Below are 12,759 nucleotides of genomic sequence, written 5' to 3'. Positions count from 1 at the left end.
GCGTGCGCGACGCGCGCTCGCCCATGAAAAAGGGGAGCCTCGCGGCTCCCCTTCTTGTTTGCAGCGGATCGGACCTGAGGTCAGATCGCGTAGTACATCTGGAACTCCAGCGGATGCGTGCTGGCGCGGTAGCGGGTGACTTCCTGCATCTTCAGCTCGATGTAGGCATCGATGAAGTCGTCGGTGAACACGCCGCCGGCCTTGAGGAACTCGCGGTCCTTGTCCAGCGCTTCCAGCGCGGCGTCGAGGCTGGAGCACACCTGCGGGATGTTCTTCTCCTCTTCCGGCGGCAGGTCGTACAGATCCTTGTCCGACGGCGCGCCCGGGTCGATCTTGTTAATGATGCCGTCCAGGCCGGCCATCATCAGCGCGGTGAAGGTGAGGTAGCCCGACTGCAGCGGATCGGGGAAGCGCACCTCGATGCGGCGGCCCTTCGGGCTCGACACATACGGAATGCGGCAGCTCGCCGAACGGTTGCGCGCCGAGTAGGCCAGCATCACCGGCGCCTCGAAGCCCGGCACCAGGCGCTTGTAGCTGTTGGTGCCGGAGTTGGCGAACGCGTTGATCGCCTTGGCGTGCTTGAAGATGCCGCCGATGTACCACAGCGCGGTCTGGCTCAGGCCGCCGTAGAGGTCACCCGCGAACAGGTTCTCGCCGCCCTTCGAAAGTGACTGGTGCACGTGCATGCCGCTGCCGTTGTCGCCGACGATCGGCTTGGGCATGAAGGTGACGGTCTTGCCGTTCTGGTGGGCGACGTTCTTCACCACGTACTTCATGGTGATCAGCTCGTCGGCCTTCTTCACCAGCGTGTTGAACTTCACGCCGATCTCGCACTGGCCCGCGTTGGCCACTTCGTGGTGGTGCACTTCCACCACCTGGCCGAGCGACTCGAGCACCTTGCACATGTCCGCGCGCAGGTCGCCCAGCGAGTCGACCGGGCTGACCGGGAAGTAGCCGCCCTTCACGCCCGGACGGTGGCCGGTGTTGTCGCCGTCGTACTTGTAGCGCGAGCTCCAGGCGGCTTCTTCGGAGCCGATCTCGTAGAACACGCGGCCCATGTCGTTCTGCCAGCGCACCGAGTCGAAGATGAAGAACTCCGGCTCCGGGCCGAAGAACGCGGTGTCGGCGATGCCGGTGGACTTGAGGAACGCCTCGCCGCGCTTGGCGATCGAGCGCGGGTCGCGGCCGTAGGCCTGCATGGTGGAGGGCTCGAGCACGTCGCAGTGGATCACCACCTGCGTGTGCGAGCTGAACGGGTCGAGGTAGGCGGTGTCCGGATCGGGCATCAGCACCATGTCCGACTCGTTGATGCCCTTCCAGCCGGAGATCGACGAGCCGTCGAACATCTTGCCGTCTTCGAAAGTGCTCTCGTCGATGGCGTGGACGGGGAAGGTGACGTGGTGCTGCTTGCCCAGCATGTCGACGAAGCGGAGGTCGACGAACTCGACGTCATGCTCCTGGAACAGGTCAAGCACTTTTGCGACGGACATGGAAAAACCTCGGGTGGGATTGGCTGTTCGGTTTTAGCAAGCGCCATGCCATGGCGGCAGACGGCGCCAGATGGCTTGGGACAAGGCCGGCGACGCCCAGCCAGGCTTCGGCGGCATCATACGCGTGCAATGCGGTGCATGCGATGCACCAAATTGGAGCACACCCGGCGCCGGAGCGCCGGGCGCCCCGCGCTCAGCTCTCGTAGGCGCTTTCGCCGTGCGAGGTGATGTCCAGGCCTTCGCGCTCGGCCTCGGCCGACACCCGCAGCCCGAAGACGGTCTTCACCACCAGGTACACGATCACCGAGACCACGCCACTCCACACCAGCGTGATGCCCACCCCCAGCGCCTGCACGCCCAGCTGCTGGGCGATGGAGCTGTTGCCGCTGCCAAAGCCGGTACCACCGAGCGCCGGCGCGCTGAACACGCCGGTGAGCAGCGCACCGAGGATGCCGCCGATGCCGTGCACGCCGAACACGTCCAGCGCGTCGTCCGCGCGCAGCAGCTTCTTCAGCCCGGTGACGCCCCACACGCAGGCCACGCTGGCCAGCGCACCGATCACCAGCGACCCCATCGGGCCCACCGTGCCGCACGCCGGGGTGATCGCCACCAGGCCGGCCACCGCGCCCGAGGCGCCGCCGACCATCGAGGGCTTGCCCTTGTGCACCGCTTCCAGCAGCAGCCACGCCAGTACCGCCGCCGCGGTGGCCAGCAAGGTGTTGATGAAGGCCAGGCCCGCGCCCGCGTTCGCCTCCAGGTTGGAGCCGGCATTGAAGCCGAACCAGCCCACCCACAGGATCGCCGCGCCGATCATGGTGAAGGTGACGTTGTGCGGCTTCATCGACTCGCGCCCCAGGCCCAGGCGCGGCCCCACCATGTAGGCACCGACCAGGCCGGCGATACCCGCGTTGATGTGCACCACCGTGCCGCCGGCGAAGTCCAGCGCGCCCTTGGCGAACAGGAAGCCGTCCGGCCCGTACCAGACCATGTGCGCGATCGGCAGGTAGGCGAAGGTGAACCACAGCGCGGTGAACGCGAGCACGGCGCGAAAGCGCATGCGCTCGGCGAACGAGCCCACGATCAGCGCGCCGGTGATGCCGGCGAAGGTGGACTGAAACACCACGAACACGTACTCGGGCAAGGCCACGCCGGCGCTGAAGGTGGCCGCCAGGCTGTCCTTGGTGACGCCCTTGAGGAACAGCTTGTCCAGGTTGCCGATGAACGCGTTGCCGCCGTTGAACGCCAGGCTGTAGCCGTAGATCACCCACAGCACCAGGATCATCGAGAACACCGTCATCACCTGCATCAGCACCGACAGCACGTTCTTCGAGCGCACCAGGCCACCGTAGAACAGCGCCAGGCCGGGCACGGTCATCAGCAGCACCAGCAAGGTGGAGGTGAGCATCCAGGCCACGTCGCCCTTGTTCACCACCGGCGCGGCGTCGGCCGCATGGGAGGCTGGCGACAGCGCCAGCAGGCACAGCAGCATCAGGGTCGGCACCCACGCGGGCAAGGCGCGCGCGGGGCGGGAAAGCACGATCTCTTTCATGGAAAACCTCGCGGGCACAGTCAAAGGGCGTCGGCGTCGAGTTCGCCGGTGCGGATGCGGATGACCTGGTCGACCGGGCTGACGAAGATCTTGCCGTCACCCACGCTGCCGGTCTTGGCGGACTGCTGGATCGCCTCCAGCACGCCATCGAGCTGGTCGTCGGTGACGACCACGTCCACTTTCAGCTTAGGCAGGAAATCCACGACGTACTCTGCGCCGCGATACAGCTCGGTGTGGCCCTTCTGCCGGCCGAAGCCGCGTACCTCACTTACCGTGATGCCGCTGACGCCGGCTGCGGCGAGCGCATCGCGTACTTCGTCGAGCTTGTACGGCCGGATGATGCAACTGATCAGTTTCATGGCTGACTCCCCCTCATGCTTGCCTCCCCGTGTGGAGCGGCGGCGCTGCGGCCACCGCGTTGCGATGTCCGCTCAGAACGCCTTGGCTAACGTGAGAATGCCGGTGGCGCGGCCGACGAAATGGCCTTCAGCGTTGGTGTAGACGCTGCGCTCGGCATTGGTGTCGTAGTAGCCCAGCGACACCGAGTAGCCGTGGTCGAACGCCTTGGTGACGCCCACCTTCCAGTCGCTGTAGGAGGCACCCGCGACGTGCCGCACCTTCTGGTGACCGGCATGCAGGTTCAACGTCCAGCCGGGGCTGAACTCCACGTTGTAGGAGAGATCGACGTAGCCGGAGTGCTTGGAGTCGGTGAAGCCGAACAGGTTGGTGAGCGCGTGCGAGTACTTCAGCGTCACGCCCTTGTAGCCCAGCGCGCCGTAGACCTCGGTGGTGTACGGCCGGGTGAATCCAGTCGGATAGCTGCCCGGGTAGTAGTACTCGTAGATACCGACGTCGTAGCTGACATCACCGGCGAAGCTGCCGCGGTAGCCGGTGTAGAAATCCAGCTCCACGCTGGAAGAGATGTGCGCCACATCGGTGGAGGCATCGGACAGCCAGCTGATGTTGCTGCCCCACGCACCAACGTACCAGCCGCTGGCGTGGTCGTACTCGATGCCCGGCTGCACCGCCGGCTTCCAGTTGGTCTGCGACAGGCCGCGGAACAGGTAGTCGTTGACCACCGCCACACTGCCGACCACGGTGCTCGTCGGCGCGTCAGCCGCCATCGCCGGCGCGCCAACGGTGGCTATACCCAGCAACACGCCTCCCATCGTTCCCCACATGCCTCGCTTCATCGCTACCCCTCCCCGCCAGAGTGGACGTGATGCCGATGGACGTCTGGACGTCCATTCGCACCACGCGTGAGTCAAGCGATCACCCGCTTCGGCGATGGCGCAGCCGATCCCGGCACCGCCGCGCCGAGGGCGCGCGATGGGTGAGCAGGTGTGAAGCGGAGCGGGCCGGCCGCAGGCGACCGGCGCAGAACGGGCGACGCGCCCGGAGGCGGATCGCGGCAGAAGCCGATGCGAGGAAACGTGGCGTCACGGCAGCGCGGATGTCGCGCGCCCAGTCGGCCGTTGATCCCCCGATCAACCGATCCGCCATGGCTTGAGGCGCGAATGGACGCTGCCTCCAAAGCGCGGATCGAGCGCTTCCTGCAGTTCGATCCTGCCTCAGTGATTGTTGCGTTGCAATATGGTGACGCACGCTTGCTTATCACCATTCGTCACAAGCGTTTTGCGATGCACCATCGCCCGCCGCGAAACGCTCGCCACGCGCGGGCGCCCTCGCAAGCCCTTGCGCGACCCGCCGACGGCCATCGATTTGTCCACGCCAGCCCGTATGCTGTCGCCCCTTCCGGCGACCACAGCGGTCGCGCTCACCCAGGGTTTGCATCACGTGATCGATCTGCTCCGCGTCATCCTGCTCGGCATCATCGAAGGCATCACCGAATTTCTCCCCATCTCCAGCACCGGTCATCTGCTGATCGCGGAGAAGCTTGGCCTGGGCGCGCGCTCGGAGCTGTTCAACGTGGGCATCCAGGCCGGCGCGATCCTCGCCGTCACGCTGATCTACTGGAAGCGCATCTGGCAACTGCTGACGCAGTGGCGCGATCCGGCCAACCGCGACTATCTGGCCAAGCTGGTGGTGGCGTTCCTGATCACTGCGGTGCTCGGACTGATCGCGGTGAAGATGGGTTTCAAGCTGCCCGAGACGGTGACTCCGGTGGCCTGGGCGCTGGTGATCGGGGGCGTGTGGATGCTGGGCGCCGAGCAACTCGCCGCGCTAAGACCGCCGAGCAGCACGATCACCTGGCCGGTGGCGATCCTGGTCGGCATCGCGCAGATGGTGGCGGGCATCTTCCCCGGCACCTCGCGCTCGTCGGCGACCATCTTCACCGCCCTGCTCGCCGGCACCGGCGATCGTGCCGCGGCGACCGAGTTCGCCTTCCTGGTCGGCATTCCCACCATGTACGCGGCCACCGGCTACGAGCTGCTCAAGGTGCTGCACCACGGCGGCGCGGCGCATGAGGACTGGACCGCGCTGGCGGTGGGTTTCGTGGTGTCGGCGCTCGTCGCCTTCGCGGCGGTGAAGTGGCTGCTCGGCTACATCCGCAGCCACCGCTTCACCGCCTTCTCGATCTATCGCATCGCGCTGGGCATCGCCTTGCTGGTGCTGATGCCGGCCGGCGGCTGAGCGACCGCAACCGGCGTGTCGAGCGCGTGGCGTGACGGCTCGATCGGCGCGATGACCGGAATCGACGGACGCTTCAGCACATCCGGCTCGTTCAGCGCATCGAACAGTTCGCGCACCCAACCGATGAAGGCGCGCACGCGCGCCGACAGGTGGCGCTTCTGCGGGTAGACGATCCACACCGGCTTGCCGGTGGAGCGCACGTCGGTCATCACCAGCTGCAGCAGGCCCTTGCTCAACAGGCACGAGGCCAGCAGATGCGGCGCCTGGGTGATGCCCAGCCCTTCGCTCACCGCCTGGATCACCGACTCGCCATCGTTGATCAGCAGATGCGCGTCCACATCCACCTCGATCTGCCCGCCCGGCACGTCGAACTGCCACTGCCGCGGCTTGCCGTTGGGGTAGACGTAGTTGATGCAGCGATGGCGCTTGAGGTCGTCGATGCTGGTGGGTGCGCCGTGGCGTTCGAGGTATTCCGGCGAGGCGAGCACCACGTTGCGCAGGTAACCGATCTTGTGCGCGATGTGGCTGGAATCCTCCAGCTGACCGACGCGGATGGCGCAGTCGATGCCTTCACCGTTGAGATCGCCGGGCTGGTCGCTCATCAGCAGCTCCAGGCGGATGCCTGGGTAGCGCTTCTCGAACTCGGCCAGGCGCGGGATCAGCGCGGCGCGCCCCACCCCGAGCGACAGCCCCACGCGCAGCTTGCCCACCGGTTCGCGGCTGGCTTCGCCCAGCGCCTCGGTGGCCTCGTTGAGATCGGCCAGGATCTCCTTGCAGCGGGCGTGGAAGGCAGCGCCGTCCTCAGTCAGCCGCAGCGAGCGGGTGGAGCGGAACAGCAGGCGCGCGCCGAGGCGAGATTCCAGTCGGGACACCGCCCGGCTGACCCCCGAGGGCGTCATGCCCAGCTGCACGGCGGCGGCGGCGAAGCTGTTCGCCTCCACCACGCGAACGAAGACGGAAATGGCGGAAAGGTCTTCCATAGCGGCGTTCCTCAGGCGATTGGTGACTGCCAGTCACGATGGCATTGCACAAAAAGGCGGTTTTCTATACCGACCAGTATACCTATTCTCCCGGGCCTCGCCGAACTCCCCCCGGTTCGGCGCACGTTGCTCCAGGGAGCCTTGTCATGCAGAAACGCTGGATTTTCATCGCCCTCGCCGTGGCGCTCGCCGCCGGCAGCTGGGTTGTTCTCGACCATCACGGCGGCAGCCAGGCGCAGGCCGCGCCGCCGCCGCCCGCCGTCACCGTGGCGCAGACGCTGGTGCGTTCGGTCAGCGACGCGGCCCAGTTCACCGGCCACCTGCAGGCGGTCGATACGGTGCAGGTGCATCCGCGGGTCAGCGGCTACGTCGACTCGGTGCAGTTCAAGGAAGGCGCGCTGGTGCACAAGGGCCAGCTGCTGTTCCGCATCGATCCGCGTCCCTACCAGGCCGAGGTCGACCGGCTGCAGGCGAACCTGGCGCAGGCCCGCGCCGAGGCGAAGCTGGCCCAGGCCAATGCCGAGCGCGGCGCACGGCTGGTGGCCCAGTACGCGATCTCGCGTGAGGAGGCCGACCGCCTCGACACCGCCGCTGCCAGCGCCCGTTCGCAGATTGCCGCCACCGCCGCCGCACTGGAATCGGCCCAGCTCGACCGCGGGTTCACCGAGGTGCGCGCACCGATCGACGGCCGCGTCGGCAACGCGCTGATCACCGCCGGCAACCTGGTAACGCCGACCGACGCGCTGACCAGCGTGGTCAGCGTGAACCCGGTCTACGCCTATTTCGACGTGGACGAGCACAGCTACCTCGACCTCGATCGCCTGCGCCGCGAGCACCACACCGTGCCGAAGGTGACGATGGCGCTGGCCGACGAATCGGGCTTTCCGCATCGCGGCAGCATCGACTTCGTCGACAACCAGCTCAGCACCGGCAGCGGCACGATCCGCCTGCGCGCCGTGTTCGACAACGCCGACGGCCGCTACACGCCGGGCCTGTACGTGCGACTTCAGCTGCGCACCGACAGCACCAAGCCGCGCGCGCTGATCGACGACCGCGCCGTCGGCACCGACTTGGGCAACAAGTTCGTCTACGTGCTCGACAAGGACCAGAAGGTCGCCTATCGCAAGGTCACCACCGGCCCGCTGCTGGACGGCCTGCGGGTGATCGAGGACGGCCTCGACGCCCACGACGTGGTGGTGGTGAACGGCCTGCAGCACGTGAGACCGGGCATGCAGGTGAGCCCCACGCGTGTGGCGATGGAGGCCCGCAGCCTTGATCCGGATACCCAACTCGCCCGCGGCGGTGGCAACCCCCGCCAGGGCCAGGCGCTGACCAGCGCCCAGGACTAACGCTCATGAAACTTGCGCAATATTTCGTGGATCGACCGATCCTCGCCGGCGTGCTGTCGGTGCTGATCCTGATCGCCGGCGCGATCTCGCTGTTCCAGCTGCCGATCGGCGAGTACCCGGAAGTGGTGCCGCCCACCGTGGTGGTGCGCGCCAGCTATCCGGGCGCCAACCCCAAGGTGATCGCCGAGACCGTCGCCACGCCGCTGGAAACCCAGATCAACGGCGTCGAGGGCATGCTCTACACCGCCTCGCAGGCGACCAGCGATGGCGCCATGACGCTGACCGTGACCTTCGCGCTGGGTACCAACCTGGATGACGCTCAGGTGCAGGTGCAGAACCGCGTGGCGCAGGCGCTGCCGCGCCTGCCCGAAGAGGTGCAGCGACTCGGCGTGACCACCCAGAAAAGCTCGCCCGACCTCACCATGGTGGTGCACCTGATCTCGCCCGATCAGCGCTACGACATGCTGTACCTGTCCAACTACGCGCGGCTGCACATCAAGGATCAGCTGGCCCGCCTCGACGGCGTCGGCGACGTGCAGGTGTTCGGCGCCGGCGAGTACAGCATGCGCGTGTGGATGAATCCAGACCGCATGGCGCAGCGCGGCCTGACCACCGGCGACGTCGCCCGCGCGATCCGCGAGCAGAACGTAGAAGTGGCCGCCGGTGCGCTGAACGCCCCGCCCGGCCGCGGCAACGCCGCGTTTCAGCTCAACATCAACACGCGCGGCCGGCTGATCACCGAGGACGACTTCCTCAACATCGTGGTGCGCACCGACAAGAGCGGCGCGGTGACCCATCTGCGCGACGTGGCGCGGGTGGAGCTCGGCTCCAACAACTACGCGCTGCGCAGCCTGCTGGACAACAAGCCGGCGGTGGCGCTGCCGATCTTCGCCCGTCCGGGCTCCAACGCGATCCAGATCTCCAACGAAGTCCGCACGCTGATGAAGGAGCTCAAGCAGGACTTCCCGCAGGGCGTGGACTACCGCATCGTCTACGACCCCACGGTGTTCGTGCGCGGCTCGATCGAGGCGGTGGTGCACACGCTGTTCGAGGCGATCGCGCTGGTGGTGCTGGTGGTGATCCTGTTCCTGCAGACCTGGCGCGCCTCGATCATTCCGCTGGTGGCGGTGCCGGTGTCGCTGGTGGGCACGTTCGCGGTGATGCACATCGCCGGTTTCTCGCTCAACGCGCTGAGCCTGTTCGGCTTGGTGCTGGCGATCGGCATCGTGGTGGACGACGCGATCGTGGTGGTGGAGAACGTGGAGCGGCACATCGAGCACGGCATGACGCCGCGTGATGCCACCCGCCAGGCAATGAAGGAAGTGACCGGGCCGATCGTGGCCACGGCGCTGGTGCTGTGCGCGGTGTTCGTGCCGGCGGCGTTCATCAGCGGCCTCACCGGTGAGTTCTATCGCCAGTTCGCGCTGACCATCGCGATCTCCACGGTGATCTCGGCATTCAACTCGCTGACCCTGAGCCCGGCGCTCTCGGCGCTGCTGCTCAAGGACCGCAACGCGCCGAAGGACAAGCTCAGCCTGGCGATCGACCGCGGCTTCGGTTGGCTGTTCCGCCCGTTCAACCGCTTCTTCGTACGCAGCGCGGACGGCTATGTGGGCGGCGTGAAGCGCGTGCTGGGCAAGGGCTCGATCGCGCTGCTGGTCTACGGCGGCCTGGTGCTCTTGGGCCTGTTCGGCTTCGCCAAGGTACCGACCGGCTTCGTGCCGCCGCAGGACAAGCAGTACCTGGTGTCGTTCGCGCAGCTGCCCGATGCCGCCTCGCTGGACCGCTCCGAAGACGTGATCCGCCGCATGAGCGACATCGCGCTGAAGCAGCCGGGCGTGGAGAACGCGGTGGCGTTCCCGGGCCTGTCGATCAACGGTTTCACCAACTCGACCAACTCCGGCATCGTGTTCGTGACGCTCAAGCCGTTCGAGGAGCGGCGCGATCCGTCGCTGTCGGCCGGGGCGATCGCCGGTGCGCTGAACCAGAAGTTCGCCGCGATCCAGGACGCCTACATCGCGATCTTCCCGCCGCCGCCGGTGCAAGGGCTGGGCACGATCGGCGGCTTCCGTCTGCAGGTGGAAGACCGCAGCGACCAGGGCTACCAGGAGCTGTACAAGCAGACGCAGAACCTGATTGCGGCGAGCCAGAAGGAGCCGGCGCTGGCCGGGCTGTTCTCCAGCTACCAGGTGAGCGTGCCGCAGATCGACGCCGAGGTGGATCGCGAGGAGGCCAAGGCCGAAGGCGTGGATCTGGCCGACGTGTACCAGACCATGCAGGCGTATCTGGGCTCGCTGTACGTCAACGACTTCAACCGCTTCGGGCGCACCTACCAGGTGAACCTGTCGGCCGAGCCGGGCTTCCGTCGCGAGCCGCAGGACATCACCCAGTTGAAGACCCGCAACGCGGCCGGCCAGATGGTGCCGCTGGGCTCGTTCGTCACCGTCAGCCAGACCGTCGGCCCCGAGCGCGTGATGCACTACAACGGCTACCCGACTGCCGAGATCAACGGCGGCCCGGCACCGGGCTACAGCTCGGGCCAGGCGCAGGCGGCGATCGAGAAGCTGGCGCACGCCACGTTGCCCAACGGCATGACGTTCGAGTGGACCGAGCTGACCTACCAGCAGATCCTCGCTGGCAACACCGCGGTGCTGGTGTTCCCGCTGTGCGTGCTACTGGTGTTCCTGGTGCTGGCCTCGCTGTACGAGAGCGTGACGCTGCCGCTGGCAGTGATCCTGATCGTGCCGATGGTGCTGCTGTCCGCGATCGCCGGCGTGTGGCTGAGCGGTGGCGACAACAACATCTTCACCCAGATCGGCCTGATCGTGCTGGTGGGCCTGGCGTGCAAGAACGCGATCCTGATCGTGGAGTTCGCCCGCGAGGCGCAGATCCTGGAAGGGCTGGACCGCGTGCAGGCGGTGCTGGAAGCGGCGCGGCTGCGACTGCGCCCGATCCTGATGACCTCGTTCGCGTTCATCATGGGCGTGGTGCCGCTGGTGCTCTCGCACGGCGCCGGCGCGGAGATGCGTCACGCGATGGGCGTGGCGGTGTTCTCCGGCATGCTCGGCGTCACCTTCTTCGGGCTGGCCTTCACCCCGCTGTTCTACGTGTTGATCCGTAGCTGGAGCGAGCGCAGCGCTGAGCGTCGCGCCGCCCGCCAGGCCGCCCGTGCCGCGCAGCTGCCGGCGCCGGCTTTCGAGGAGCATTGAGATGAATCACCTGATCCGATGGAGCGCACTCGCCAGCGCCCTGCTGCTGGCCGGCTGCATCAGCGTGGGGCCGGATTACCACCGCCCCACCGAAAAGCCGGTGGCACTGCAGGGCGTCGATACGGAGCAGCAGTCCGACGCGGCCTTTCAGGCGGCGTGGTGGAAGCAGTTCAACGACCCCACGCTGGATGCGCTGATTGCCCGCGCGGCGAAGAACAGCCCGGACCTGAAGATCGCCGTGGCTCGCCTCAACGAGTCGCGCGCGTTGCTGGGCACCGCCCGGTCGCAGCAGTGGCCGGACATCGACACCACGGCCGCCTACAGCCGCAGCCGCGAGCAGACGCCCGGCTTCAGCAGCGAGCGCAATACGGTCACCAGCTATCAGGCCGGCTTCGACGCCAGCTGGGAACTGGACCTGTTCGGCGGCGTGCGGCGCTCGGTGGAGGCCGCGCGCGCCGACAGCGAAGCTGGTGAGGCCGCGCTGCAGGACGCGCAGGTGAGCCTGTTCGCCGAGGTGGCGCGCTACTACTTCGACCTGCGCGGCACCCAGCTGCGTCAGGGCGTGGCGCGCCGCGACATCGCCAACCAGCAGGCCTCGCTGAAGGTGATCACGGCGCGCGCCGAGGTCGGCACCGGCTCGGACCAGGACGTCGCCAGCGCCCGCGCGCGCCTCGCCGGCGTGCAGGCGCAGCTGCCGCTGCTGGAAACGCAGGCGCAGGCCGACCAGTTCCACCTCGCCGTGCTGCTGGGCGAGCGCCCGGGCGAACTCGGCGTGGACCTGTCGGCGCACAGCTTCACGCCGATCGACGTGTCGCTGCCAATCGGCCACGCCGACGACGTGCTGGCCCGGCGGCCGGACATCCGCGTCGCCGAGCGTGAGCTGGCCGCGGCCAACGCGCGCATCGGCGTGGCCAAGGCGGACTGGTTCCCGCACGTGTCGCTGGGCGGCTTCGTTGGCTTCCTGGCCGGGCGCAGCAACGACTTCGGCAGCCCGGCGACGCGCGCCTGGTCGATCGCCCCCAGCATCAGCTGGTCGGGCCTCAACGTGCAGCGCGTGCGCTCCGGCGTGAAGGCCAGCGAAGCCCGCGCCGATGCCGCCCGCGCCAACTACCAGCGCACCGTGCTGCGCGCGCTGGAAGACGTGGACAACGCGCTGGTCGGCTTCAACCAACAGCGCGAGCGCGTGCAGCACCTGGTCACCCAGGCCGGGCAGAGCCGCCGCGCAGCCGCGCTGGCCAAGGCCCGCTACGACGCCGGCGCCGCCGACTACCTGGAGCTGCTGGACGCCGAGCGCACCCAGCTCGTCGCCGAAGACCAGCTGGCGGCCGCCGAAGCCGGCGTGAACCTGCAGGCGATTGCGCTGTACAAGGCGCTCGGCGGCGGCTGGCAGGCCTGCGGCGACGCCCAGTGCAGCGCGGTGGCTGCACGCTGAGGACGCAACGACCGGGCGGCGCGCGCCGCCCGGTCCATCACTTCGTGGTGATTGCGCTGTGCTGGGAGTACAACCCACGCCAATAGCCGTCGACCTAAACGAAAATTTCCGAGGAACCCACAACCACCATCCCCTGCGTGGCGGCATCGCCCGCG

Annotated in this window: 9 protein-coding genes; 4 read left to right on the top strand and 5 right to left on the bottom strand. The window is 67.6% G+C overall.

The annotated features are described in order from the left end of the window. Positions 1 to 80: 80 nt before the first annotated feature. The 4 genes from glnA to ACTHJF_RS09220 form a co-directional block, all read right to left on the bottom strand. The gene (glnA, locus tag ACTHJF_RS09235; RefSeq protein ID WP_431635134.1) at positions 81 to 1,490 is read right to left on the bottom strand and encodes a type I glutamate--ammonia ligase; all 1,410 of its coding nucleotides are present in this window, start codon (positions 1,488 to 1,490) and stop codon (positions 81 to 83) included. A gap of 193 nt (positions 1,491 to 1,683) precedes the next feature. Continuing rightward, positions 1,684 to 2,979: an ammonium transporter gene (locus ACTHJF_RS09230; RefSeq protein ID WP_440266878.1), complete on the bottom strand. Its 1,296-nt coding sequence runs from the start codon at positions 2,977 to 2,979 to the stop codon at positions 1,684 to 1,686. 80 nt (positions 2,980 to 3,059) lie between these two features. Next, on the bottom strand, positions 3,060 to 3,398 hold the full coding sequence (locus tag ACTHJF_RS09225; RefSeq protein ID WP_440257790.1) for a P-II family nitrogen regulator: 339 nt from the start codon (positions 3,396 to 3,398) through the stop codon (positions 3,060 to 3,062). A 72-nt stretch (positions 3,399 to 3,470) separates the two neighbouring features. Then, positions 3,471 to 4,208, bottom strand: coding sequence for a TorF family putative porin (locus ACTHJF_RS09220; protein ID WP_440266877.1), 738 nt, complete (start codon positions 4,206 to 4,208; stop codon positions 3,471 to 3,473). A 628-nt stretch (positions 4,209 to 4,836) separates the two neighbouring features. Here ACTHJF_RS09220 and ACTHJF_RS09215 point away from each other — a divergent pair. After that, a complete protein-coding gene (locus tag ACTHJF_RS09215; protein WP_440266843.1) occupies positions 4,837 to 5,634 on the top strand; it encodes an undecaprenyl-diphosphate phosphatase in 798 nt (265 codons plus the stop codon). Here the strand turns inward: ACTHJF_RS09215 and ACTHJF_RS09210 are convergent. After that, on the bottom strand, positions 5,580 to 6,614 hold the full coding sequence (locus tag ACTHJF_RS09210) for a LysR family transcriptional regulator (protein ID WP_440266842.1): 1,035 nt from the start codon (positions 6,612 to 6,614) through the stop codon (positions 5,580 to 5,582). The two genes, ACTHJF_RS09215 and ACTHJF_RS09210, sit on opposite strands and share 55 nt — an antisense overlap. A gap of 146 nt (positions 6,615 to 6,760) precedes the next feature. Between ACTHJF_RS09210 and ACTHJF_RS09205 the strand changes: the two genes are divergently transcribed. Genes ACTHJF_RS09205 through ACTHJF_RS09195 form a run of 3 tightly spaced genes read left to right on the top strand, consistent with a single transcriptional unit; the run spans position 6,761 to position 12,604 of the window. After that, positions 6,761 to 7,963, top strand: a complete 1,203-nt coding sequence (locus ACTHJF_RS09205) for an efflux RND transporter periplasmic adaptor subunit (protein ID WP_440266841.1) — start codon at positions 6,761 to 6,763, stop codon at positions 7,961 to 7,963. Between the two features lie 5 nt (positions 7,964 to 7,968). After that, positions 7,969 to 11,172, top strand: a complete 3,204-nt coding sequence (locus ACTHJF_RS09200; protein WP_440266840.1) for an efflux RND transporter permease subunit — start codon at positions 7,969 to 7,971, stop codon at positions 11,170 to 11,172. Position 11,173: 1 nt separating this feature from the next. After that, positions 11,174 to 12,604, top strand: a complete 1,431-nt coding sequence (locus ACTHJF_RS09195; RefSeq protein WP_440266839.1) for an efflux transporter outer membrane subunit — start codon at positions 11,174 to 11,176, stop codon at positions 12,602 to 12,604. The last annotated feature ends 155 nt before the right edge of the window (positions 12,605 to 12,759 follow it).

The sequence above is a fragment of the Dyella sp. genome (assembly GCF_051962475.1).
Classification (GTDB): Bacteria; Pseudomonadota; Gammaproteobacteria; order Xanthomonadales; family Rhodanobacteraceae; genus Dyella_A.
Note: the sequence above shows the minus strand (reverse complement) of the source record. Positions and strands in the feature narration are given on the sequence as shown.